This window comes from Pseudomonas sp. AC252, from assembly GCF_979258105.1.
In genome coordinates, this window is record NZ_OZ409837.1 from 3694667 (window position 1) to 3717539 (window position 22873).

Sequence of the window (22873 nt, forward strand, 5' to 3'; positions counted from 1 at the left end):
AGACTCACCGCGGAATGTCCGCCGGACGCAGTCTTGCGTAGCCCAGCTACGCAAGCAGCAGTCACAGGTGGCGCGGCACTCAAACGAGCGCAGCGCCGAATGCGCAGTACCTAACGAAGACGGTAAAAAGCATGAATCTTCACGAGTATCAGGGTAAGCAGCTGTTCGCTGAATACGGCCTGCCAGTTTCCACTGGTTACGCAGTAGACACCCCGGAAGCAGCAGCAGAAGCTTGCGACAAGATCGGCGGCAACGAGTGGGTCGTCAAAGCCCAGGTTCACGCCGGTGGTCGCGGTAAAGCGGGCGGCGTAAAGCTGGTTCGCAGCAAAGAAGACGCCAAAGCCTTCGCACAGCAGTGGCTGGGCAAGCGTCTGGTGACTTACCAGACTGACGCCAATGGCCAGCCAGTCACCAAGATCCTGGTTGAATCGTGCACTGATATCGCTAAAGAGCTGTACCTGGGCGCTGTCGTTGACCGTTCGAGCCGTCGCATCGTGTTCATGGCGTCCACCGAAGGTGGCGTGGACATCGAGAAAATCGCTCACGACACTCCAGAAAAAATTCTCAAGGCCACTATCGATCCACTGGTTGGCGCTCAGCCATCCCAGGGTCGCGAGCTGGCATTCCAGCTGGGTCTGGAAGGCAAGCAGGTCACTCAGTTCGCCAAGATCTTCGTAGGTCTGGCCAAGCTGTTCAAAGACCACGACCTGGCTCTGCTGGAAGTGAACCCGCTGGTGATCAAGGCTGACGGCGATCTGCACTGCCTGGACGCGAAGATCAACATCGACGCCAACGCCATGTACCGTCAGCCTAAGCTGAAGGCTTTCCACGATCCGTCGCAGGACGATCCGCGCGAAGCGCACGCTGCCAAGTTCGAACTGAACTACGTAGCCCTGGAAGGCAACATCGGCTGCATGGTCAACGGTGCCGGTCTGGCCATGGGTACCATGGACATCGTCAACCTGCATGGCGGCAAGCCAGCCAACTTCCTCGACGTAGGTGGTGGCGCTACCAAGGAACGCGTTACTGAAGCGTTCAAGATCATCCTGTCCGACCAGAACGTCGCGGCAGTACTGGTCAACATCTTCGGCGGCATCGTTCGCTGCGACATGATTGCCGAAGGCATCATCGGCGCCGTGAAAGAAGTCGGCGTGAAAATCCCGGTTGTTGTTCGCCTTGAAGGCAACAACGCTGAGCTGGGCGCTAAAGTACTGGCAGAAAGCGGTTTGAACATCATCGCTGCTACCAGCCTGACCGACGCTGCTCAACAAGTTGTCAAAGCTGCGGAGGGCAAATAATGAGCGTCCTGATCAACAAAGACACCAAAGTTATCTGCCAGGGTATTACCGGTTCGCAAGGTAGTTTCCACACCCAGCAAGCCATCGAGTACGGCACCAAGATGGTTGGCGGCGTAACTCCAGGCAAGGGCGGCACCGAGCACCTGGGTCTGCCAGTGTTCAACACCGTCAAAGACGCAGTAGCTGCCACTGGCGCTACCGCCAGCGTGATCTACGTTCCGGCTCCGTTCTGCAAGGACTCGATCCTGGAAGCGGCCTTCGGCGGCATCAAGCTGATCGTCTGCATCACCGAAGGCATTCCTACCCTGGACATGCTGGACGCCAAAGTTAAGTGCGACGAGCTGGGCGTAGTCCTGATCGGCCCTAACTGCCCAGGCGTGATCACTCCAGGCGAATGCAAGATCGGCATCATGCCAGGTCACATTCACTTGCCAGGCAAGGTCGGTATCGTTTCGCGTTCCGGCACCCTGACCTACGAAGCTGTGAAGCAGACCACTGACGCCGGTTTCGGTCAGTCGACTTGCGTCGGCATCGGCGGTGACCCGATCCCGGGTTCGAACTTCATCGACATCCTGAAGCTGTTCCAGGAAGACCCGAAGACCGAAGCGATCGTGATGATCGGCGAGATCGGCGGTTCGGCTGAAGAAGAAGCGGCTGCCTACATCAAGGCTAACGTGACCAAGCCGGTTGTTTCCTACATCGCTGGTGTGACTGCTCCTCCGGGCAAGCGCATGGGCCATGCTGGCGCAATCATTTCTGGCGGCAAAGGCACTGCAGACGAGAAATTCGCTGCACTGCAAGACGCAGGCGTAAAAACCGTGCGTTCGCTGGCAGACATCGGCAAGGCCCTGGCCGAGCTGACTGGCTGGGAAGTGAAGAAGTAAGCTTCGGCTGACTTTTTAGCTCCAGCAACAAAGGCCACCTTCGGGTGGCCTTTGTCGTTTCAGAGCAGCGGCAAGCTTCAAGCGGCTAGCTGCAAGATAGAAGCTTGCAGCTTGAAACTTGTAGCTTGCAGCTGCTTTTCTTATGTAAACGCGACACTGAAACGTCGCGTATCGGATAGTTCGCCCTCCAACAGTGCGTTTGTCAGCCAAATTCGTTAGGCTGGCAGCCATTTTTGCGTCCGCCGCCCACAAGGCAGCCACGCGCTTTAAGGGTCAGTCCCATACGGATCGACAGCATTTCCCTAATCCAACAGGGCAATCCCCCTCTAAATTCCGATTTCAGTAGTGTGGTATTTCCTTAATGAAAGTTTTGAAAGGTCAGGACATCCTGGCACTTGGTTTTATGACGTTTGCCCTGTTTGTCGGGGCCGGTAACATCATTTTCCCGCCTATCGTCGGCTTGCAGGCCGGACCTCATGTCTGGATGGCCGCGCTGGGCTTTCTGATCACTGCCGTAGGTTTGCCGGTAGTGACCGTGGTGGCGCTGGCCAAGGTCGGCGGCGCGATGGATGCGTTGAGCAGCCCGATCGGCAAGATCGCTGGCGGTATCCTCGCCGCGGCGTGCTATCTGGCCGTGGGGCCGCTGTTCGCCACCCCGCGCACCGCGACCGTATCCTTCGAAGTGGGTCTGGCGCCGTTGACCGGCGAAAGCCCGCTGGCGCTGTTCCTCTACAGCTCGGTGTACTTCCTGCTGGTGTTCTTCATTTCGCTCTACCCTGGGCGTTTGCTGGATACCGTTGGCCGCTTCCTCGCGCCGCTGAAAATCATCGCGCTGGCAGTGTTGGGTATCGCTGCATTTGCCTTGCCGGCAGGTGACATCGGTCACGGCACGCCGGAATACGTCGCCGCGCCATTTTCGCAAGGGTTCATTAATGGTTATCTGACCATGGATACCCTCGGGGCACTGGTGTTCGGCATTGTTATCGTTAACGCGATCCGCTCCCGTGGCGTCGAGTCGCCGGCGCTGATCACCCGTTACGCGATCATCGCCGGGCTGATTGCCGGCGTGGGTCTGGCACTGGTCTACGTCAGCCTGTTCCGCCTCGGTTCCGGCAGCCATGAGGTCGCGGTCGGCGCCACCAACGGCGCGGCGGTGTTGCATGCCTACGTGCAGCACACCTTCGGTTCGCTGGGCAGCGGTTTCCTTGCGGTGCTGATCTCGCTGGCGTGTCTGGTCACGGCGGTCGGCCTGACCTGTGCCTGCGCTGAATACTTCAGCCGTGTGCTGCCACTGTCCTACAAGACGCTGGTGATCATCCTCGCGGCGTTCTCGCTGCTGGTCTCCAACTTGGGTCTGACCAAACTGATCGCCTTTTCGATTCCGGTACTCACCGCGATCTACCCGCCGTGCATCGTTCTGGTGGCGCTGAGCTTCTGCAAGGATTTCTGGCATGAGCACGGGCGCATTCTTGGCCCGGTGATGCTGGTGTCGTTCCTGTTCGGCACCATCGATGCTCTGAAAGGCGCTGGTCTGGCCGACCGGCTGCCAACTCAGCTCAGCCACTTGCCGCTGAGCGAGCAGGGGCTGGCGTGGCTGGTGCCGTGCGTGATGACCCTGGTGGTCGCCGTGGTCTGCGATCGCCTGCTGGGCAAGCGCAGCGAAGTCACTGCGTAACGTGGTTTGACCCGCCACAAGTGGGTCAGCCACGGTTAAACAGAAATGCCCCGTATCAATCGATACGGGGCATTTTTTATGCGCGTGAGGCAGTGTCTTTTTTGCTGAGCTAACGTCGAAGGGTTGCTTAGCTTTTATGTACGAGTGAGCCTGCTCGCGATAGCGGTTTGTCAGTCACGTCAATATTGAACGAAAACCGCTATCGCGAGCAGGCTCACTCCTACAGGTGTACAGCGTTTACATTTCACAAGGAATTGCATGTCGTTCATCCAAGCCAACCTGATCCACTTGCTCGCCGCCGTCTGGTTTGTCGTCTGCTGGGGCGGTTACACCCGTTATGCCACCTGGAAGGCTCGCGACACAGCGTGTCTGGCCAGCGTGTTGCACCTGTACCGCGAAGACTGGATGCGCCGCATGCTGTTGCGTGACAACCGCATTGCCGACGCCAGCGTGATCGGCAATCTGGAGCGCAACGCCTCGTTTTTCGCGTCCAGCACGCTGATCATCCTTGCCGGTATTCTCACCGTGCTCGGTGCGTCGGAACGGGCGGTATCGCTGCTGGCGGATATTCCGATGGTGCAGCAGGCGTCGCAAGGCATGTCGGAGATCAAGTTGCTGTGCCTGGCACTGGTGTTCGTCTATGCGTTCTTCACTTTCAGCTGGTGCATGCGCCAATACAACTTTGCGGCGATTCTGGTCGGTTCAGCGCCGATGATCGGCGAGCGCCAAGTGACCGAGCAGGAACGCAAGGCCTTTGCTTCACGGGCGGCGCGGGTGATTTCGATGGCGGCCAACCAGTTCAACTTCGGCCTGCGTTCTTATTACTTCGGCATGAGCATGTTGGCGTGGTTCGTCAGCCCGTGGCTGTTCATGATCATGAGCGCCGGTGTCGTGGTGGTTTTGTACCGCCGCGAGTTTCATTCCGACGTTCTCGATGTCATGGTCTATACCCCTACAGAGGCGCCCGTCCCTGAGGCAAACAAAGAGGCTGTTTGATGAGTATTCCGTTCTGGTGTGTGTTTATCAGTGCATTATTGATCTACGTGGCGCGCATGCCGGTGGCCAAGGCCATGAAAGAGCAGGGCGGTTATGACAATCACTTGCCCCGGCAGCAACAGGCGCAGTTGACCGGCTTCGGCGCCAGAGCGCTGGCGGCCCATCAGAACAGCATCGAAGCGTTCATCCTGTTCGCCGTCGGTGTGCTGATGGCGCACACCACGCAAACCGCGGGTTGGCTGATCGATGCGCTGGCGATCATCTTTGTGATCTCGCGGATCTGCTACCTGTGGTTCTATCTGGCCGACCTGCCGAAGTTGCGTAGCCTGATGTGGCTAGTTGGATTTGTGTGTTCGTTGTTACTGATGATTAGTCCGACTTTTAGAACCGTGTTGCTCTAAACGGTAAATCGCAGGCAAAAGAAAACCCGCACTTGGCGGGTTTTCTTTTCACACCAGAAAGCTTATTGCTTTTTGGCGGCTTCGTCTTGAGCAGCGGCGTTCGATTCAGCCTGAGCTTTGGCAGCTTCAGCGTTTTCTTTTGCTGCGTCGTTCACTTTATCCTGAGCTTTGTTCATGTCTTGCTGAGCTTGCTCAGCATGTTGGTTGGCATCTTGAGCTTTGTCCTCGGATTTTTTATCGCAGGCAGCGAGACCGAGGGAAGCGGTCAACATCAAGGCAATAGCTAAAGTCTTACGCATGGGGTGTATCTCCTTATGGAAAATAACTACTGGCCTTAAGAACTCGGCGCTACAGGTTAAGTTCCTCAATTGTTTCAGATATATAAGTTTGTTTTATCACGGAACTTTTGCCGCTTTTCTCACTACTGGCACAAGGCCCAAACGCGAGTAATTATCACATGGCCGAAAACCCCGTTTTTGAGCGCGCGACGCGCTTTTTATCGGCATTGCGTCATTGTCAGGTCTTGGGTCTGCATGTGCACAGTGCCTCCAGCGAAGGGCTGACAGTGATCCTGCCGTACAGCGAAAAAATCGTCGGCAATCCCGAAACCGGCGTCATCCATGGCGGCGCCATCACTTCGCTGATGGACACCGCTTGCGGTATGTCGACCCTGTGCGTGCTGCCAGAGTTCGAAGTCTGCCCGACTCTTGATCTGCGCATCGACTACATGCACGCCGCCGAACCGCATAAAGCGGTGTATGGCTTCGCCCAGTGCTACCGCGTTACCACCGACGTGATTTTTGCCCGGGGTTTTGCCTACCAGGACGATCCCGAGCAACCGATTGCCCACGTCGTCGGCACATTCATGCGCATGGGCATCGGTCTGAAGGGCAGCAAGGGTTTCGCGGGCGCGATCAAGGGAGCGAGCCGATGAGCAACGATCTCAGGGAGCAGCTGCAACAGGCCCACGCGCAGGGCGATTACGCGCCGCTGCTGGCATTGATCCCTTACGCCGGGCTGATCGGTATCGAGTGCTCGCGAGTCGGCGATGAGTTGCTGTTCAAGCTGCCGGCGAACAAGGACAACATTGGTAACCCTTTATTGCCGGCGATCCACGGCGGGGTGATTGCCGGCTTCATGGAGCTGGCCGCAGCCCTGCATTTGCTGATATTTACCGGCACGCCGGGTGTGCCGAAGATCATCGATTTTTCCCTCGATTACCTGCGCGCCGGGCAGTTTCGCGACACCTGGGCCAGGTGCCAGGTCTGCCGTCAGGGCCGACGCGTGGCCAACGTTGCGGTCACGGCGTGGCAGAGTACCGAGGCCGAACCGATCGCCACCGCCCGTGCGCACTTCAAAATTGATGAGCCCTTGAAATCCTGAGCAGCGCCCCCAACTCAGATGACAACCCGCCGCAGACCATTCGGGTCGCGGCCAATGCCATCTGATTGGAGTTTGATGACCATGAGTGTGGAAACTCAAAAGGAAACCCTGGGCTTCCAGACCGAGGTAAAGCAGCTGCTGCACCTCATGATCCATTCGCTGTATTCGAATAAGGAAATTTTCCTTCGCGAATTGATCTCGAACGCCTCTGACGCTGTCGACAAGCTGCGCTTCGAAGCCCTGGCCAAGCCTGAGTTGCTCGAAGGTGGCGCCGACCTGAAAATCCGTGTGAGCTTCGACAAGGACGCCAAGACCGTCACCCTCGAAGACAACGGTATCGGCATGAACCGTGACGATGTGATCACCCACTTGGGCACCATCGCCAAATCCGGCACCGCCGATTTCATGAAAAACCTGTCCGGCGATCAGAAGAAAGATTCGCACCTGATCGGTCAGTTCGGTGTCGGCTTCTACTCGGCCTTCATCGTTGCCGACAAGGTTGATGTGTACAGCCGTCGCGCCGGCACCGACGCCAGCGAAGGCGTGCACTGGTCGTCGAAAGGCGAGGGCGAGTTCGAAGTCGCCACCATCGACAAGCCAGAGCGCGGCACCCGCATCGTCCTGCACCTGAAATCCGGTGAAGACGAATTCGCGGATGGCTGGCGTCTGCGCAACATCATCAAGAAGTACTCCGACCACATCGCTTTGCCGATCGAACTGCCGAAGGAAGTCACTCCGGCCGAAGGCGAAGAGGCTCCAGCCGTTGAATGGGAAACCGTCAACCGTGCCAGCGCCCTGTGGACCCGTCCGCGCACTGAAGTCAAGGACGAGGAATACCAGGAGTTCTACAAACACATCGCTCACGATTTCGAAAATCCGCTGTCGTGGAGCCACAACAAGGTTGAAGGCAAGCTTGAGTACAGCTCGCTGCTGTACGTGCCGGCCCGCGCGCCGTTCGACCTGTACCAGCGTGAAGCGCCGAAAGGCCTGAAGCTGTACGTGCAGCGTGTGTTTGTCATGGATCAGGCCGAGTCGTTCCTGCCGCTGTACCTGCGCTTCATCAAAGGCGTGGTCGATTCCAACGACCTGTCGCTGAACGTGTCGCGTGAAATCCTGCAGAAAGACCCGATCATCGATTCGATGAAAACCGCGCTGACCAAGCGCGTTCTGGACATGCTGGAAAAACTGGCGAAGAACGAGCCTGAGCAATACAAAGGCTTCTGGAAAAACTTCGGTCAGGTCATGAAAGAAGGCCCGGCAGAAGACTTCGCCAACAAGGAGAAAATCGCTGGTCTGCTGCGTTTCGCATCGACCCAGGGCGACGACGGCGAGCAGGTTGTCGGTCTGGCTGACTACCTGGCCCGCGCCAAGGAAGGTCAGGACAAGATCTACTACCTCACCGGTGAAACCTACGCGCAGGTCAAGAACAGCCCGCACCTGGAAGTCTTCCGCAAGAAAGGCATCGAAGTGCTGCTGCTGACCGATCGTATCGACGAGTGGCTGATGAGCTACCTCAGCGAATTCGACGGCAAGACTTTTGTCGACGTGGCGCGCGGTGACCTTGACTTGGGCAACCTGGACTCGGAAGAGGACAAGAAAGCTGCGGAAGAAGTCGCCAAGTCCAAAGAAGGCCTGGTCGAGCGTCTGAAAACTGCGCTGGGCGATTCCGTCGCTGAAGTTCGCGTGTCGCATCGTCTGACCGATTCGCCGGCCATTCTGGCCATCGGCGAACAGGATCTGGGCCTGCAAATGCGCCAGATCCTCGAGGCCAGCGGGCAGAAAGTCCCGGATTCGAAGCCGATTTTCGAATTCAACCCGAGCCACCCGCTGATCGAGAAACTCGATGGCGAGCAGAGCGAAGAGCGGTTTGGCGACCTGTCGCACATTCTCTTCGATCAGGCCGCTCTGGCGGCAGGCGACAGCTTGAAGGATCCGGCCGCATATGTGCGCCGCCTGAACAAGCTGCTGGTTGAACTGTCGGTTTGATCACGTTGTAGGAAAAACCCGCTTCGGCGGGTTTTTTCGTTCTGGTGTTTACTCAATCAGGAGTCAGAAATGAGCCAAGTCACTGTACGTTCCGTGGTCTATCAGATTGACGGCCAAGCCTATGAAGGTCGCCTTGCCTTCGACGCTGAGCATCAGGGCGGGCGCCCGGGTTTGCTGATGGCGCCGAACTGGATGGGCGTCAGCGCCGGTGCCGAAGACATCGCCAAAGCGGTGGCGGCCGAGGGTTACGTAGTGTTGATCGCGGATGTCTATGGTCAGACCGTACGTCCGCAGAACGCAGACCAGGCGCTGGCAGCAATGATGCCGCTCAAGGACGATCGCGCGCTTCTGCGCAAGCGTCTGCAGGTGGCTTTCGAGCAATTGCAGAGCCAGGGCGAAGCGGCGGTTGATACCTCGAAACTGGCGGTGTTCGGTTTCTGCTTCGGTGGTTGCTGTGCGCTGGATCTCGCTCGCACTGGCGCGCCGGTAAAAGCGGCGGTGTCGTTCCACGGCACGCTGGATTCGCCGAATCAGGCGGATGCGCAGAACATCAAGGGCTCGGTGCTGGTGCTGCACGGCGCGTCCGATCCGTTGGTGCCGAAAGAGCAACTGCCGGCGTTCGAAGATGAAATGAACGCGGCGAAGGTCGACTGGCAGTTGCTCAGCTACGGCGGTGCGGTGCATTCGTTTACCGATCCGCACGCCAACGTACCGGGCAAGATGATGTACGACGAAAAGACCGCCAAGCGCGCGTTCAAGTCGATGCATGATTTGCTGGATGAAGTGTTCAAGGGCTGATTGCCCTCAGATCAAAAGATCGCAGCCTTCGGCAGCCCCTACGTAAGTCCGGTGTAGGAGCTGCCGAAGGCTGCGATCTTTTGTTTTTAACGGCCTGGCGGTAATTCGATCCGCTCGACTTCCCCGGCACCGTCGGCCAATCCTTGGCTGCCCATTTGCGCCGTGCCTCATCAATCGCCGCCGGATCACTGGCAACAAAATTCCAGTTGATCCGCCTCGGACCGTCCAGCGCCGCGCCGCCGAACACCACCGCGTGCACATCGCTTTCGGCAAACAGGCTCATCTCTTCGCCGGCTGGCAATACCACCAGCGCATGCGGCTCGATCGCCTCGCCATTCAATTGCGCATCACCGCTCAACACGTACACCGCGCGTTCTTCATGCTCGGTGGGAATCAGCAGGGTGGTAGCAGTCTGCATCTTCACTTCGGCATACAGCGTCGGAGAAAGCACCGGTACCGGCGATTCCAGGCAAAAGCCTGACCCGGCAATCATGCGAATCTGCACGCCGAGGTTATCGCTGACCGGCAACGTCGCTGCCGGATGATGGCTGTAATGCCCCGGGCCCTGTTCGTGTTCTTTGGGGGAGGCCAGCCAGACTTGCAGGCCGTGCAGGGTGAAGGTCTCGGCGAGCAGCGGCGCAGGCGTACGCTCGACGTGAGCGATGGCGCTGCCAGCGGTCATCCAGCTGACATCGCCGGCAACGACCACTTGATCAGAGCCCAGACTGTCCTTGTGCTGCAATTGCCCTTCGAACAGATAGGTAAGCGTCGACAGACCAATGTGCGGATGCTGTCGGATATCCATGCCTTTGCCCGTCGGATAAATCGTTTCGAGCATGTGGTCGAAAAACACGAAAGGCCCGACGTTGCGGCATTTGGCTGACGGCAGCGGGCGCAGAATCGGCTGGCCTTCGACGTCTTCGGCGCGGGGGTGGATGATCAGGAGTGGCGTGTCCATGGTGCATTCCAGGCTGAGCGGGTGATGCCAGAAGCATAACCCGCCGCTGGCATCGGGAGGATTATTGGCTATCGAAGCCTTGTGGCGCGTGAGTTTCGATGCTGACTTCGCTGGTGGTCATCAACTTGTGAATCGGGCAGCGATCGGCGACTCGCAACAGTTCTTCACGCTGGGCGTCGGTGAGTACGCCTTTGAGCGTCAGGCTGACATGCAGGGCGTATTTGCCTTTCTGTTCTTGGCTGTTGTCGCGCTTCACTTCGACGCCCACGCCGGTCAGCGGGATGTCTTTTTTCTTCGCGTACATCTTCAGGGTCAGCGCTTTGCAGGCGCCGAGTGCGGCGTCGAAGTAGTCGTGTGGTTCTGGCGCGGTGCCTTCACCACCGGCGGTTTTCGGTACGTCAGCAAACAATTCGTGGTCGTCGATCTGGACGGTGTGACGAAAACCTTCGGCAGAGACGGTATTGACGGTAACAGTCATGGAAACCTCACAGGCGGCAGGAGAAATCGTTCGATCAAAGCAGACCTTGCAGTTATAGAGCATTCCCGGCAGTGGGCGTTGCGCTTTTCGGCAGGGATGAACCCTTGTGGTTCGGGCGCGGTCTAGGCTATGCCCATCTGCCGGAGATTACTTGTGTCCTTGTCTCGTCTGAGTCTTGCCTGCCTGCTGCTGTTCGCTGGCAGTGCCGGCGCCCGCGAATACACCTACAGCGATGCGCACCTGCATTACGTGGATTTTTTCCAGGAAAGCGCCGGCATGCAGAAATTGCTCACGGCCATGAAAGAAAATTCCATTGAGCACGTGATGATTTCCGGCATTCCCGTGGCGAAGAAATGGCATGAAGACGAACCCAAGCGTCCGCGCTACTACGCCGGCGATGACGCCGATGCCTATTGGTACAGCGCCACCGATGTGATCATTGCCGACGCGGTGCAAAAACTCGCCCCAGAGCAGCGCCAGTACTTTCATCCGTTCCTGTCCGGCTTCAATCCCAATGACAAGAATTCCGCCGCGCATATACAGCGCATGCTCGAGCTGTATCCGGGTCTGTGGCAGGGCATCGGCGAGGTGTTTACCCGACACGACGATCTGACCGCGCTGACCGCCGGCGACACGCCGCGGGCCAATAATGAGGCAATGACCAAGATCTATCACCTCGCCGCGGAAAATGATCTGCCGGTGATGCTGCATTCCAACATCACTTCAAAGCGTGAGAAAAATCCGCTGTACCTGAAGGAAGTCGAAGAGCCGCTGCGCAATCATCCGCACACGCGGTTCATCTGGGCGCACGCTGGCACCAGCGCCGAGATTCATCGGCATCAAACGCAATTACCGTTTTTGTTGCCAACCCTGACGCGCATGCTTGAGGCTTATCCGAATCTGTTTATCGACCTGTCGTGGAGCATGCTCACGCCGTACTTGCTGGACGAGCAGGGCAAGCCGCGCGCGCAATGGCTGGCGCTGGTGGAGAAATACCCCGAGCGCTTCATGCTCGGCTCTGATGTGGTAGGACGGTTCAACAAGCTCGGTGAGGAAATGCACAGCTACAAACCATTTCTCGATGCGCTGCCAGAGGCGATTGCGCGAAAGGTAGCAAGGGACAACTTCCTGGCAATATTGCCGCGCAATACAAGCAAACCCGCCGACTCGCGCTGAAACGACAAAGCCATGGGTTCGAACTAGCCGCTCGTCTGCCTATCGCCTTTTCGTCTTACGCAAAGTCGGAGCGATGCCGATACCTTCTAAAGCAACCCGCTGCAGGCTGATGCAGCGCTTTTGGAAGGAGCCAGAGTGATGAATATCCGTAGTCTCAATATTGCCCCGCGCGCCGGTTTCGGTTTTGGCCTGCTGGCCCTGATGGTGTTTGCCCTTGGCGCGTTCGCCTTGCTGCAAATGTCGAACATGCGTGCGCAGTCCGATGAAGTCGACAACAACTGGCTGCCAAGCGTGATGGCGGTCGGTGAGATGAGTCAGGACATGCTGCGCCTGCGCGCACTGACCATGCGCCTGTTGCTCAATCGTGACCCCAAGGCACTGGAGCAGAACGTCGCCAAGCTCAGCGAACTGCGCAGTGGCTTGAGCGAGGCGCAGCAGCGCTATGACGTGTTGATCGCCTTGCCGGAGGAGCGTGCGCTGTTCGATCGCTTCAAGGTTGCCGAGCACAAGTACCTGGAGTTGCAGGCGCAAGTCCTACAGCTATCGGCACAAAATCGGGTCGCTGAGGCCTCGGCAATTCTTAATGATCAGATGAGCCCGCTGGCCGATGAGATCGCTGTCACTCTGCGCGATCTGGTCGAGATGAATAAACACAATGCCAACCTGGCCACCGAGGCGGCACGCTTGGTGTTCAACCAATCGCGGGTATGGGTTGGGGTGATGATCGCCATGGCCGCGCTGATCACCATTGGCCTGGCATTGCTGCTGACGCGCAGCATCGTCGTGCCGTTGTCGCAATCGCTCAGCGTGGCCGAGGTGGTGGCCGGCGGGGATTTGACCGGTGACATTCATATCGCTGGCAAAGACGAGCCGGCGCGCCTGCTGCAAGCGCTGAAAAGCATGCAGCACAACTTGCGCGACACGATCCGGCGCATTTCCGAGTCGTCCACTCAGTTGGCCTCGGCCGCCGAAGAGCTCAGCAGCGTCACCGAAGACGCCACTCGCGGCCTGCATCAGCAGAGCCAGGAAATCGAACAGGCCGCCACCGCAGTCAACCAGATGACAGCAGCGGTGGAAGAGGTGGCGAACAATGCCGTGGCTACGTCCGAAGCCTCCCGTGAGTCCGACCGCATCGCCCGCCAGGGGCGTGAGCAGGTGCAGCAGACGGTGACATCGATCGAGTTTCTCGCTGGTGACGTCACCAACAACGCAGCGCAGGTCGAGGCGCTGGCACAAAAGGTTCATGGCATCAGCAAAGTGCTGGACGTGATTCGCTCGATTGCCGAGCAGACCAATCTGCTCGCCCTCAACGCCGCGATCGAAGCGGCACGGGCCGGTGATGCCGGGCGTGGCTTTGCAGTAGTGGCAGATGAAGTGCGGGCGCTGGCGCATCGCACCCAGCAGTCGACCCAGGAAATCGAGCAGATGATCGGCGGGATTCAGCAGGGCACCGATTCAGCGGTCAGTTCGATGCAGCAGAGCAACTCACGGGCGCGCTCGACCCTCGAGCTGGCGAAGAGCGCAGGCTCGGCCCTGGAGGAAATCGCCTCGGCGTTTACCTTGATCAACGAGCGCAACCTGGTGATCGCCAGTGCCTCGGAAGAGCAGGCGGCGGTGGCACGGGAGGTGGATCGCAATCTGATGAACATTCGCGATCTGGCGATGCAGACATCGGCGGGGGCCAATCAGACCAGTGCGGCGAGTCAGGAGTTGTCGAAGTTGGCGGTGGATCTGAACGGGATGGTGGCGCGGTTTTCTGTCTGACCGCGCAATCCATTGCAATTAAAACCTGTGGGAGCGAGCCTGCTCGCGAAAGCGCAGTGTCAGCCAGTGAAAAGGTTGGCTGAGCAGACGCCTTCGCGAGCAGGCTCGCTCCCACGGGTATTGTTGTGTTTGCGTAAACTGCGGGCAATAAAAAGCCCCGCATTCGCGGGGCTCTTTGCTGTTGCGGTCGATCAGTTGCCTTTGACAGTCTTGCCGTTGACCGTGCCGTCCTGGAGCATGATGTTGTACTCCTTGCCGTCGGTCTCGACCTGTTGCAGACGCACCAGCAGGTAATCCCAATCCTTGGCGAACCACAGCACGGTGATGCGCTTGCTTTGTGTCGGGTCGCGCACGCGTTCGACCTTGATCGCGTCGATCTGGCCGGCCTTGGTGTCGACCTTTTCCGAACCCAGCACGCGGAAGTCGTAGGTATCGACTTCGCCATCATCAACCACCTGATAGCTCATGCTTTTCTTGCCGGCGGCAACGTCATGCTGCAGCGCCAGTTGGTAGGTCGACTTGTCGACCATGCCACGGTTCAGCGGGATCTTCACCGCGTCGCCACGGTCGGTACCGGTGACCAGCTTGTTGGCCCAGTCGAAGTCCAGATCAGCTTTTTTGCTTTGCCCAGACCACCGCGTTCGAAGTGGTAGGACTGCGGCAGTAGCGTGTCCTTGTCCAGCTTCAGGGTGCTTTCTTCGGTCAGGCTGGCGATCATCATCGAGGCCTTGAAGCTGAGTTTCCAGACGCCGTTGGCTTCTTTGGTCAGGCTGCGTTCGGCAGTGCCGCTCATGGGCAGCTGCTTCCAGTCGGCGGTGTAGCTGGCGGAGAACGGTTGAAGGTCCGCTGCCTGCGCGAAGGGCAGGGCGAGCAGAGCGCAAGCGAAGAGCAGGGCGCGACGCATAATATCTCCTAGTTTCGAATCAAGTGGCCGCTGGCGGCGAGTAGCTGGCCGTCGAGTAAAGCACCTTGGTCACCGAGTGTCAGCCTGCCTTCGGCAAACCAGCGTACTGCCATCGGGTAGATCAGGTGTTCCTGAGCGTGGACTCGTTGCGCCAGACTGTGCGGCGTGTCGTGCAACTCTACCGGTAATACTGCCTGTACGACCAGTGGTCCGCCATCGAGTTCCTCGGTGACGAAGTGCACGGAGCAGCCATGTTCCGTATCGCCGGCCTCCAGCGCACGCTGATGAGTGTGTAACCCTTTGTATTTGGGCAGCAGCGACGGGTGGATGTTGAGCAGGCGACCCTGGTAGTGGCGCACGAAATCAGCGCTGAGAATGCGCATGAAGCCGGCCAGTACCACGAGTTGGGGGTTGAATTGGTCGATCAGTTCGATCAGCGCGGCATCGAAGGCCTCGCGGCCCTCGAATGTCTTGTGATCCAGCGAGCGGGTGGCGATACCCGCGTCGCGGGCGCGTTGCAGGCCGTAGGCGTCGGCGCGGTTGGAAATCACCGCAGCGATGCGGGCCGGGCTGTCGCCGGTCCGCGTGCTGTCGATCAGAGCCTGCAAGTTACTGCCGGTGCCGGACAACAGCACCACGACATCACAGGGCTTTGACATCAGTGGGCCTTGAGGTTCTTCAGCTCGACCTGCGCAGCGCCTTCGGCGGCCACGGCGATCTGACCGATGACCCAAGGCTGCTCGCCAGCGTCACGCAGGGTGTTCAGGGCCACTTCAACGTGCTCCTGAGCTACACAGATGACCATGCCGACGCCGCAGTTCAGCACGCGGTGCATCTCGGTTTCGTCAACGTTGCCTTTCTCTTGCAGCCAGTCGAACACGGCCGGGCGAGTCCAGCTGGCCACATCAACCACAGCCTGAGCGCCTTTTGGCAGTACGCGCGGAATGTTGTCGAGCAGGCCGCCACCGGTGATGTGGGCCATGGCTTTGACCGCGCCAGTGTCCTTGATCAGCTTGAGCAGCGGCTTGACGTAGATGCGGGTCGGGGCCATCAGCAGGTCGGTCAGCGGTTTGCCGTCGAGCTGGGTGTTCTCGATGTCGGCACCGGAGACTTCGATGATCTTGCGGATCAGCGAGTAACCGTTGGAGTGCGGGCCGGACGATGGCAGGGCGATCAGGGCGTCACCGGTGGCGACTTTCGAGCCGTCGATGATTTCCGACTTTTCCACCACGCCGACGCAGAAGCCGGCCAGGTCGTAGTCTTCGCCTTCGTACATGCCAGGCATTTCAGCGGTTTCGCCGCCAACCAGCGAGCAACCCGACAGTTCGCAGCCAGCGCCGATGCCGGTAACCACTTGGGCAGCGGTGTCGACATTCAGTTTGCCGGTGGCGTAGTAGTCGAGGAAGAACAGCGGCTCAGCGCCGCACACCACCAGATCGTTGACGCACATGGCGACCAGGTCGATGCCGATGCTGTCGTGCTTGTTCAGGTTCAGCGCCAGACGCAGCTTGGTGCCGACGCCGTCGGTACCCGAGACCAGCACTGGCTGCTTGTAGCCGGCCGGGATTTCGCAGAGGGCGCCGAAACCGCCCAGGCCGCCCATGACTTCCGGGCGCGCAGTGCGCTTGGCGACGCTCTTGATGCGTTCGACCAATGCTTCACCGGCGTCGATGTCTACACCGGCGTCCTTGTAGCTCAGGGAGGGTTGCTTGCTCATGATCCAGGCCTTTAGGGGAGGGGATTCAGGGGGTAACGACCGAGTTCAGCGGGAACGTCGAGCTCGATGGGCGATCGCCTCACGCGAGTTTCGAGGGGCCCGGCTGTTGCCGGTCTGCGAAGGCGCGCGATTTTATCAGGCTTGAGGGGCAGCGGCCATCCTCGCACCGACGGGCAGGGCCATATCGGCGGAAATTTTTTGCAATCGCAGGATATGACTGCCTGTATAAGGTGTGGCGATTAACCGTCTATCGTTAGGACTGTGCAAAAACTTACCGCCACCGTGTGAATGTTTTGCCAGAGCAGGGGGTCACAGCCTTGCTCAAACGGTTCACGCGGCGTGTTCCAGCCGCTCCTGTCGACGGGAATTTTCCATGCGTTTTTGTAAATTGTTATTTGTGGGCTGCCTGACACTGGTCAGCCTGGCGAGTCATGCCGAAAACCTCAAAGGCCTGTATCAGGTGCGTCAGCCGGTCAGCGGCCAGGCGCCGGAAGAGCGCGATCGCGCCACGCAGGCGGCGCTCGATACCTTGGTGCTGCGCCTGACCGGCGACCCGAAAGCCGCGCAGAACCCGGGGCTGGCGCCGATTCGCAAGGATCCGCAGCAAATCATCAGTCAGTTCGGTTTCGACGCGGGGCCACCGGAAGTACTGAAAGTCGACTTCGACCCGGCAACCACCGAGCAGGCCTTGCGCCGGGCCGGATTGCCGGTGTGGGGCGCCAGTCGGCCGTCGATGCTCAGCTGGTGGCTGAACGATTCAACCGAAGGTGCAAGTCTGGTCGGCGACGGGCAGGCCGCAGCCGCAACCTTGCGCACGGCCGCGCAACATCGTGGGTTGCCCCTGCGGTTGCCGCTGGCCGATCTCAGCGAGCAATTGGTGGCTACCGCGCCGGCGCTGGAGAGCGCTGACCCCGCGCCCCTGCGCAGTGCTTCGGACCGCTACAACGCTGACGCCCTGTTGGCCGTGCATGCCCGGGAAGAGGGCGGGCAGTGGCAGGCGAAGTGGCGCTTGTGGCTCGGTGATCAGAAAGAGGCCGGCAGCGTGCAGGGCGCCGATCAGGCTGCGGTTGCCGATGCCGTAATGCTGGCAGTGGCCGAGCGTCTGGCGCCGCGATTTGTCGCCAAGCCCGGCGCATCGGGTCAGCAGATTCTGGAAGTGCAGGGCATGAATCTGGAGCATTATGCGGCGCTGCTGCGGTTACTCGAACCGTTCGGCGTGCGTCTGCAAAGCGTGCAGGGTGATCGCATCATCTACCGGGTCAATGGCAGCGCCGATCAGTTGCGCGCGCAATTGTCGCTGGCGAAGTTGCAGGAGCTGCCTGCCGAAGCACCGGCTCCAGTGGCGCCGGCGCAGCCTGCCGTCGAGGGCGCGCCTGCGATTGCAGCGCCAACCCCGGCAGCGGCGGCACCGTCGTTGCGGTTTCGCTGGTAAGTCTTTCCTTATATAGAAGCATCAGGAGTGGTAAATGGCCGATACGCGGCGTTGGTTCTGGCTCGGTGGGGTGGTCCTGCTTTGCGCGTTTGTGTGGTTGCTGCACCCGATCCTCACGCCGTTTCTGGTCGCGTTGTTGCTGGCTTATCTGTTCGATCCGCTGGTGGATCGTCTGGAACGGCTCGGCTTGTCGCGAACCTGGGGGTGATCGCCGTGTTTGCTCTGTTCACCTTGATCGTCACCGCGTTGATGCTGGTGCTGGTGCCGATGCTCGCCAAGCAGTTGCTGCGTTTGTACGAGTTGGCGCCGCAGATGCTCGACTGGTTGCAGCACACCGCTGTGCCGTGGGCGCAAGCGAAGCTCGGCTTGTCGGACGGCTTCTGGAAGTTCGACAAGGTCAAGGCTGCCATCAGCGAGCACATGGGCCAGACCACCGACATTGTTGGCGTGGTGCTGAGTCAGGCGACGGCCTCGAGCCTGGCACTGATCGGCTGGCTGGCAAATCTGGTGCTGATCCCGGTGGTGAGCTTTTACCTGCTGCGCGACTGGGACGTGATGATGGGCAAGATCCGCAGCCTGCTGCCACGTGATCGCGAAGAGCGCGTGGTTGCGCTGGCGGGCGAGTGCCACGAAGTGCTCGGCGCGTTTGTGCGCGGGCAGTTGCTGGTAATGGTTGCGCTGGGGGTGATTTACGCCGCTGGCCTGATGATCGTCGGTCTGGAACTGGGGCTGTTGATCGGGCTGATTGCCGGGCTTGCGGCGATCGTGCCGTATATGGGTTTTGTCATCGGCATTGGCGCGGCGCTGATCGCCGGGTTGTTCCAGTTTGGTGGCGATCTCTACCCGATGGTCGGGATTGTCGCGGTATTCATGGTCGGACAGGCGCTGGAGGGCATGGTGCTGACGCCGTTGCTGGTGGGCGATCGTATTGGTCTGCACCCGGTGGCGGTGATTTTCGCGATTCTGGCGGGCGGCGAATTGTTCGGTTTCACCGGCGTGCTGCTGGCGCTGCCGGTGGCGGCGGTGATCATGGTGCTGGTGCGGCATGTCCACGACTTGTACAAGGATTCCGAGATCTACAGCGGCGTCGACGAACCCGAGCTGTAATGGCGCGGGCGGCCCGGCGCTTGGCCGGGCTGGCCCGTGTCGTGCGGGCAAGGGCGCCAGAGAATCTGTCACAAAACCGTTGCGGTAACGCAAACCTTTGATTTTGCTTGGAGTCTGTCGCATTGTGCGCTCAGCCTCACGGGTATAAACTTCGCAAACTTTACACAGAGGCCACTAACGGTTCCTTTGAACTGTTCAGTCAGCATGAAACCGATTCAGCTGCCCCTAGGTGTGCGTCTGCGTGACGACGCCACCTTCATCAACTACTACCCAGGCGCCAATGCCGCTGCACTCGGCTATGTCGAGCGTCTGTGCGAAGCCGACGCCGGGTGGACGGAGAGCCTGATCTATCTGTGGGGCAAGCACGGCGTCGGGCGCACGCATCTGTTGCAGGCGGCGTGCCTGCGCTTCGAGCAGATGGGTGAACCGGCGGTGTATCTGCCGCTGGCCGAGTTGATGGACCGCGGCGTGGAAATCCTCGACAACCTTGAACAGTACGAACTGGTTTGCCTGGATGACTTGCAGGTGATTGCCGGCAAGGCTGACTGGGAAGAGGCGATGTTCCATCTGTTCAACCGACTGCGTGACAGCGGTCGGCGCTTGCTCATCGCTGCGTCCACTTCGCCTCGCGAATTGCCAGTGAAGCTGGCTGACCTGAAATCGCGCCTGACCTTGGCGCTGATCTTCCAGATGCGCCCACTCTCCGATGAAGACAAATTGCGTGCGCTGCAATTGCGCGCCTCGCGTCGTGGTCTGCACCTGACCGATGAAGTCGGGCACTTCATTCTCACTCGCGGCACGCGCAGCATGAGCGCGCTGTTCGATCTGCTTGAGCAGCTTGATCAGGCGTCCCTGCAAGCGCAACGCAAGCTGACCATTCCCTTCCTCAAGGAAACTCTGGGCTGGTAGTAGTGGGCTTTTGCCAGCTTTCAGGCGCCAGAAAACCCGCGTACCTGCGGCGTTTCACCGGCCAAACGAGTTAAGCGCTTAGATGTAAACGCGAAACCGGGAAGTCACATAAAGTTCGATTGAATTTGCAAATGAGGACGATAGCGGGCATAGTCTCGGCTTCTTTACAACTATCAGCCACGGTCGTGCCCATGCTAAAGCGCTTCGCACCCCTCGTGCCTCTCGCACTCGTTACCCTGTTATTCGGTTGTGCTGCTCATTCTCCGGTTCAAGAGCCGCCGCAACAGGTCAAGAATTCTGCTACCGCCCAGTCTTCCGTTAATTACCAGGAAGAGCTGGATACCGAAAAAGAACTCAACCAGTTCAACGGCAGCAAGCCTTATCAGCTTCCTGTACTGGCTGACAGCATCCTCGAACGCGGCATGTCCCTGATCGGTACTCGTTACCGTTTCGGCGGTACTTCTGAAGCCGGCTTCGATTGCAGCGGTTTCATCGGTTACCTGTTCCGCGAAGAGGCGGGCATGAACCTGCCGCGCTCCACTCGTGAAATGATCAACGTCGATGCGCCGCTGGTTTCGCGCAGCAACCTTGAGCCGGGTGATCTGCTGTTCTTCGCCACCAATGGTCGTCGCGGTCGTGTCAGTCACGCCGGGATCTACCTGGGTGACAATCAGTTCATTCACTCCAGCAGTCGTCGCAGTGGCGGTGTTCGCATCGACAGCCTGGGTGACAGCTACTGGAGCAAGACTTTCATCGAAGCCAAGCGTGCACTCGCCATGGCGCCGACCGTGGTCACCGCTCGCAAGTAACCCCGATGTCGCTGCGTTCGCGGCGACAAAACGGCCCGGCAACGGAGTAGACGTAAACTTTACAAGGTGAAGTTAAAGTCTTACTTGAAGTTTGCCCCGTAGCCGCTAGAATCCTGAATCTATATTGATGGCAAACCGCCTGCGTGATGACGCAGGCGGTTTTGTTTCTGTCCATTCGGCAGAGAAGCCGCAGCCAGATCAGGATGTTCTGCTTATGACGATGTCGGCCCGCCTCACCTTGATTCTTTGCGCCGCGCTGCTCAGCGCCTGCGCCAGTCGTACACCACCGCCAGCCCCAGTGGTTCGCGCGCCAATCGTGTTCGCACCTACGCAGACTTTTTCCCCTGTTGCTGAAGACGTGCTGTTCCGTGCCTTGGGCCTGGTCGGTACGCCTTATCGCTGGGGCGGCAACACGCCGGATTCCGGTTTTGATTGCAGTGGCCTGATCGGTTTCGTCTACCGCGACGCGGCGGGCATCTCGCTGCCGCGCTCGACCCGCGAAATGATCGTCATGCAGGCGCCGAATGTGGGCAAGGAAGGCTTGCAGACCGGCGACCTGATCTTCTTCGCCACCAATGGCGGCTCGCAGGTCAGCCATGCGGGGATTTACGTGGGTGAGGGGCGCTTCGTGCATGCGCCTGCCACGGGCGGCACGGTCAAACTCGACAGCCTGTCGAAGGCTTATTGGCAGAAGGCGTATCTGAGCGCCAAGCGGGTGTTGCAGCCGGGACAGTTGGCGCATAACCCATAGTTCGAATGCATAACGAAATGTGGGAGCGAGCCTGCTCGCGAAGGCGGAGTGTCAGTCGACCATGATTTGACTGATAAACCGCTTTCGCGAGCAGGCTCGCTCCCACATTTTTTGCGTCGCGCTTAGCTTATTTGCTGGCCGAAACGCGCCACACTTTGTTCCCGACATCATCCGCCACCAGCAAGCCACCTTGCTGATCGATCACCACGCCCACCGGGCGGCCCAGCGCGTTCTCGTCCTTGTCGAGGAAACCGGTCAGCACATCCACCGGCTGCCCGGTCGGTTTGCCGCCAGTGAACGGCACGAAAATCACTTTGTAGCCACTGTGCGGTTTGCGGTTCCACGAGCCGTGCTGGCCGATGAATGCGCCTTCCTTGAATTGCGCCGGCAGGCTGTTGCCCTCGGCGAAGGTCAGGCCCAGCGAAGCCGTGTGCGGGCCGACGGCGTAATCCGGAGCGATGGCCTTGGCCACCAGATCGAGGTTCTGCGGTTTGACCCGCTCATCGACATGTTGTCCGTAGTAGCTGAAGGGCCAGCCATAGAAGCCGCCGTCCTTGACCGAGGTGATGTAGTCCGGCACCAGGTCGCTACCGATTTCGTCACGCTCGTTGACCGCTGTCCACAGCGCGCCGCTGGTGGGTTCCCAGGCGAGGCCGTTGGGATTGCGGATGCCCGAGGCGAAGATGCGGTGATTGCCGGTCGCACGATCCACTTCCCAAATCGCCGCACGGCCTTCTTCCTGATCCAGACCGTTTTCGCCGACGTTACTGTTCGAGCCGACGGTGACGTACAACTTGCTGCCGTCCTTGCTGGCGATGACGTTCTTGGTCCAGTGGTGATTCAACGTGCCGCCGGGCAAGTCGACGACTTTGATCGGTTGGGTCTTGATCTCGGTGGCACCCGGCTCGTAGTTGAAGCGCAGCAGGCGATCGGTGTCGGCTACGTACAGATCGTTGCCGACCAGCGTCATGCCGAATGGCGAATTGAGGTTCTGCAGAAACACCGTGCGGGTTTCGGCGACGCCATCGTGGTCGGCGTCACGCAGCAGGGTGATGCGGTTCGGGCTCGGCACCCCAGCGCCGGCCTTGCCCATGACTTTCTTCATTACCCAGCCGCGAATGCCTTTGCTGTCGTCAGGCTTGGGCGGCGCGTTGGTTTCCGCCACCAGCACATCGCCGTTGGGCAGCACATAGAGCCAGCGCGGGTGATCGAGGCCTTCGGCAAACGCCGCGACTTGAGTACCGGCGACTGCCGTCGGTTTCGCACCCTCCGGCCAGCCCACCGCCGGGGCGATGTTGACTGTCGGGATCAGCGTCTTGTTCGGTTCGGGCAGTTTCGGCGACGGGCCGGTGCCGTCGGAGACTTGCAGGCTGGAGGTTTCACCGCAGGCGGCGAGCCCGCCAGCGACGGCGATGATAAGAGCGAGTTGGGCCTTGCGCATTGCTGA

The 22873-nt window shown here is 59.5% G+C and carries 20 protein-coding genes and 3 pseudogenes; 16 read left to right on the plus strand and 7 right to left on the minus strand.

Going from position 1 to position 22873, the window contains the following annotated elements; genetic code table 11:
- The first annotated feature begins 131 nt into the window (after positions 1-131).
- From sucC to ACZZZ4_RS16900, 5 genes are all read left to right on the plus strand, one after another.
- A complete protein-coding gene (gene sucC, locus ACZZZ4_RS16880; protein ID WP_016773679.1) occupies positions 132-1298 on the plus strand; it encodes an ADP-forming succinate--CoA ligase subunit beta in 1167 nt (388 codons plus the stop codon).
- On the plus strand, positions 1298-2182 hold the full coding sequence (gene sucD, locus ACZZZ4_RS16885) for a succinate--CoA ligase subunit alpha (RefSeq protein WP_016773680.1): 885 nt from the start codon (positions 1298-1300) through the stop codon (positions 2180-2182). The genes sucC and sucD overlap by 1 nt, the downstream gene beginning before the upstream one ends.
- A gap of 361 nt (positions 2183-2543) precedes the next feature.
- Positions 2544-3857 carry a branched-chain amino acid transport system II carrier protein gene (gene brnQ / locus ACZZZ4_RS16890; RefSeq protein ID WP_463548265.1) on the plus strand — a complete coding sequence of 438 codons (1314 nt, stop codon included), beginning with the start codon at positions 2544-2546 and terminating at the stop codon, positions 3855-3857.
- Positions 3858-4115: 258 nt separating this feature from the next.
- Positions 4116-4853, plus strand: coding sequence for a DUF599 domain-containing protein (locus tag ACZZZ4_RS16895; protein ID WP_415763293.1), 738 nt, complete (start codon positions 4116-4118; stop codon positions 4851-4853).
- Complete coding sequence (locus ACZZZ4_RS16900) at positions 4853-5254, plus strand: MAPEG family protein (RefSeq protein ID WP_463548266.1); 402 nt, start codon at positions 4853-4855, stop codon at positions 5252-5254. Before ACZZZ4_RS16895 ends, ACZZZ4_RS16900 begins: the two co-directional genes overlap by 1 nt.
- Positions 5255-5316: 62 nt before the next feature.
- On the opposite strand, the gene ACZZZ4_RS16905 is transcribed toward ACZZZ4_RS16900, so the two are convergent.
- Positions 5317-5553 (minus strand): hypothetical protein, encoded by a 237-nt coding sequence (locus ACZZZ4_RS16905; protein ID WP_008082962.1) that lies wholly within the window; start codon positions 5551-5553, stop codon positions 5317-5319.
- A gap of 158 nt (positions 5554-5711) precedes the next feature.
- On the opposite strand from ACZZZ4_RS16905, the gene ACZZZ4_RS16910 reads away from it, so the two are divergent.
- The 4 genes from ACZZZ4_RS16910 to ACZZZ4_RS16925 all read left to right on the plus strand — a co-directional run bounded on the left by ACZZZ4_RS16910 (position 5712) and on the right by ACZZZ4_RS16925 (position 9421).
- Positions 5712-6188, plus strand: coding sequence for a PaaI family thioesterase (locus tag ACZZZ4_RS16910; protein ID WP_463548267.1), 477 nt, complete (start codon positions 5712-5714; stop codon positions 6186-6188).
- Positions 6185-6637, plus strand: coding sequence for a PaaI family thioesterase (locus ACZZZ4_RS16915; RefSeq protein ID WP_016773686.1), 453 nt, complete (start codon positions 6185-6187; stop codon positions 6635-6637). Before ACZZZ4_RS16910 ends, ACZZZ4_RS16915 begins: the two co-directional genes overlap by 4 nt.
- 81 nt (positions 6638-6718) lie before the next feature.
- A complete protein-coding gene (gene htpG / locus ACZZZ4_RS16920; protein WP_042607640.1) occupies positions 6719-8623 on the plus strand; it encodes a molecular chaperone HtpG in 1905 nt (634 codons plus the stop codon).
- A gap of 69 nt (positions 8624-8692) precedes the next feature.
- Positions 8693-9421, plus strand: coding sequence for a dienelactone hydrolase family protein (locus tag ACZZZ4_RS16925; protein WP_463548268.1), 729 nt, complete (start codon positions 8693-8695; stop codon positions 9419-9421).
- Between the two features lie 86 nt (positions 9422-9507).
- Here ACZZZ4_RS16925 and ACZZZ4_RS16930 read toward each other — a convergent pair.
- Both ACZZZ4_RS16930 and ACZZZ4_RS16935 read right to left on the minus strand, forming a co-directional pair.
- Positions 9508-10379: pseudogene (locus ACZZZ4_RS16930) on the minus strand (pirin family protein).
- Between the two features lie 61 nt (positions 10380-10440).
- Entirely contained in the window at positions 10441-10857 is a 417-nt protein-coding gene (locus ACZZZ4_RS16935) for an OsmC family protein (protein ID WP_463548269.1), read from the minus strand.
- Positions 10858-10986: 129 nt separating this feature from the next.
- Here ACZZZ4_RS16935 and ACZZZ4_RS16940 point away from each other — a divergent pair, with 129 nt between their 5' ends.
- Together ACZZZ4_RS16940 and ACZZZ4_RS16945 are read left to right on the plus strand one after the other, a co-directional pair.
- Positions 10987-12033 (plus strand): amidohydrolase family protein, encoded by a 1047-nt coding sequence (locus ACZZZ4_RS16940; RefSeq protein WP_129999270.1) that lies wholly within the window; start codon positions 10987-10989, stop codon positions 12031-12033.
- A gap of 138 nt (positions 12034-12171) precedes the next feature.
- Positions 12172-13797, plus strand: a complete 1626-nt coding sequence (locus ACZZZ4_RS16945; protein WP_039763673.1) for a methyl-accepting chemotaxis protein — start codon at positions 12172-12174, stop codon at positions 13795-13797.
- A 191-nt stretch (positions 13798-13988) separates the two neighbouring features.
- On the opposite strand, the pseudogene ACZZZ4_RS16950 reads toward ACZZZ4_RS16945, so the two are convergent.
- The 3 genes and pseudogenes from ACZZZ4_RS16950 to purM all read right to left on the minus strand — a co-directional run bounded on the left by ACZZZ4_RS16950 (position 13989) and on the right by purM (position 16418).
- Positions 13989-14701, minus strand: a pseudogene (locus ACZZZ4_RS16950) (DUF3108 domain-containing protein).
- An 8-nt stretch (positions 14702-14709) separates the two neighbouring features.
- Complete coding sequence (purN, locus tag ACZZZ4_RS16955) at positions 14710-15360, minus strand: phosphoribosylglycinamide formyltransferase (protein ID WP_463548270.1); 651 nt, start codon at positions 15358-15360, stop codon at positions 14710-14712.
- Entirely contained in the window at positions 15360-16418 is a 1059-nt protein-coding gene (purM, locus tag ACZZZ4_RS16960) for a phosphoribosylformylglycinamidine cyclo-ligase (protein WP_039763675.1), read from the minus strand. The genes purN and purM overlap by 1 nt, the downstream gene beginning before the upstream one ends.
- Positions 16419-16791: 373 nt before the next feature.
- Here purM and ACZZZ4_RS16965 point away from each other — a divergent pair, with 373 nt between their 5' ends.
- From ACZZZ4_RS16965 to ACZZZ4_RS16985, 5 genes and pseudogenes are all read left to right on the plus strand, one after another.
- Positions 16792-17850 (plus strand): DUF2066 domain-containing protein, encoded by a 1059-nt coding sequence (locus ACZZZ4_RS16965; protein ID WP_129999266.1) that lies wholly within the window; start codon positions 16792-16794, stop codon positions 17848-17850.
- A gap of 34 nt (positions 17851-17884) precedes the next feature.
- Positions 17885-18957: pseudogene (locus ACZZZ4_RS16970) on the plus strand (AI-2E family transporter).
- Between the two features lie 204 nt (positions 18958-19161).
- Positions 19162-19866: a DnaA regulatory inactivator Hda gene (gene hda / locus ACZZZ4_RS16975; RefSeq protein ID WP_007919828.1), complete on the plus strand. Its 705-nt coding sequence runs from the start codon at positions 19162-19164 to the stop codon at positions 19864-19866.
- A gap of 191 nt (positions 19867-20057) precedes the next feature.
- On the plus strand, positions 20058-20675 hold the full coding sequence (locus ACZZZ4_RS16980; protein WP_463548271.1) for a C40 family peptidase: 618 nt from the start codon (positions 20058-20060) through the stop codon (positions 20673-20675).
- A 214-nt stretch (positions 20676-20889) separates the two neighbouring features.
- Complete coding sequence (locus tag ACZZZ4_RS16985; RefSeq protein ID WP_310407153.1) at positions 20890-21426, plus strand: C40 family peptidase; 537 nt, start codon at positions 20890-20892, stop codon at positions 21424-21426.
- A gap of 127 nt (positions 21427-21553) precedes the next feature.
- Here ACZZZ4_RS16985 and ACZZZ4_RS16990 read toward each other — a convergent pair whose 3' ends face one another.
- Positions 21554-22867 carry a PQQ-dependent sugar dehydrogenase gene (locus tag ACZZZ4_RS16990; protein WP_463548272.1) on the minus strand — a complete coding sequence of 438 codons (1314 nt, stop codon included), beginning with the start codon at positions 22865-22867 and terminating at the stop codon, positions 21554-21556.
- Positions 22868-22873 lie beyond the last annotated feature (6 nt).

What these genes read in the sequence shown, in the direction of transcription:
- ACZZZ4_RS16900 (WP_463548266.1), top strand. Translation starts at nt 4,853, where the DNA reads ATGAGTATTCCGTTCTGGTGTGTGTTTATCAGTGCATTATTGATCTAC.
- ACZZZ4_RS16990 (WP_463548272.1), bottom strand. Translation starts at nt 22,867, where the DNA reads ATGCGCAAGGCCCAACTCGCTCTTATCATCGCCGTCGCTGGCGGGCTC.
- ACZZZ4_RS16945 (WP_039763673.1), top strand. Translation starts at nt 12,172, where the DNA reads ATGAATATCCGTAGTCTCAATATTGCCCCGCGCGCCGGTTTCGGTTTT.
- ACZZZ4_RS16925 (WP_463548268.1), top strand. Translation starts at nt 8,693, where the DNA reads ATGAGCCAAGTCACTGTACGTTCCGTGGTCTATCAGATTGACGGCCAA.
- ACZZZ4_RS16895 (WP_415763293.1), top strand. Translation starts at nt 4,116, where the DNA reads ATGTCGTTCATCCAAGCCAACCTGATCCACTTGCTCGCCGCCGTCTGG.
- purM (WP_039763675.1), bottom strand. Translation starts at nt 16,418, where the DNA reads ATGAGCAAGCAACCCTCCCTGAGCTACAAGGACGCCGGTGTAGACATC.
- hda (WP_007919828.1), top strand. Translation starts at nt 19,162, where the DNA reads ATGAAACCGATTCAGCTGCCCCTAGGTGTGCGTCTGCGTGACGACGCC.
- sucC (WP_016773679.1), top strand. Translation starts at nt 132, where the DNA reads ATGAATCTTCACGAGTATCAGGGTAAGCAGCTGTTCGCTGAATACGGC.
- ACZZZ4_RS16910 (WP_463548267.1), top strand. Translation starts at nt 5,712, where the DNA reads ATGGCCGAAAACCCCGTTTTTGAGCGCGCGACGCGCTTTTTATCGGCA.
- ACZZZ4_RS16985 (WP_310407153.1), top strand. Translation starts at nt 20,890, where the DNA reads ATGACGATGTCGGCCCGCCTCACCTTGATTCTTTGCGCCGCGCTGCTC.
- ACZZZ4_RS16965 (WP_129999266.1), top strand. Translation starts at nt 16,792, where the DNA reads ATGCGTTTTTGTAAATTGTTATTTGTGGGCTGCCTGACACTGGTCAGC.
- brnQ (WP_463548265.1), top strand. Translation starts at nt 2,544, where the DNA reads ATGAAAGTTTTGAAAGGTCAGGACATCCTGGCACTTGGTTTTATGACG.
- purN (WP_463548270.1), bottom strand. Translation starts at nt 15,360, where the DNA reads ATGTCAAAGCCCTGTGATGTCGTGGTGCTGTTGTCCGGCACCGGCAGT.
- ACZZZ4_RS16905 (WP_008082962.1), bottom strand. Translation starts at nt 5,553, where the DNA reads ATGCGTAAGACTTTAGCTATTGCCTTGATGTTGACCGCTTCCCTCGGT.
- ACZZZ4_RS16935 (WP_463548269.1), bottom strand. Translation starts at nt 10,857, where the DNA reads ATGACTGTTACCGTCAATACCGTCTCTGCCGAAGGTTTTCGTCACACC.
- ACZZZ4_RS16980 (WP_463548271.1), top strand. Translation starts at nt 20,058, where the DNA reads ATGCTAAAGCGCTTCGCACCCCTCGTGCCTCTCGCACTCGTTACCCTG.
- htpG (WP_042607640.1), top strand. Translation starts at nt 6,719, where the DNA reads ATGAGTGTGGAAACTCAAAAGGAAACCCTGGGCTTCCAGACCGAGGTA.
- sucD (WP_016773680.1), top strand. Translation starts at nt 1,298, where the DNA reads ATGAGCGTCCTGATCAACAAAGACACCAAAGTTATCTGCCAGGGTATT.
- ACZZZ4_RS16940 (WP_129999270.1), top strand. Translation starts at nt 10,987, where the DNA reads ATGCCCATCTGCCGGAGATTACTTGTGTCCTTGTCTCGTCTGAGTCTT.
- ACZZZ4_RS16915 (WP_016773686.1), top strand. Translation starts at nt 6,185, where the DNA reads ATGAGCAACGATCTCAGGGAGCAGCTGCAACAGGCCCACGCGCAGGGC.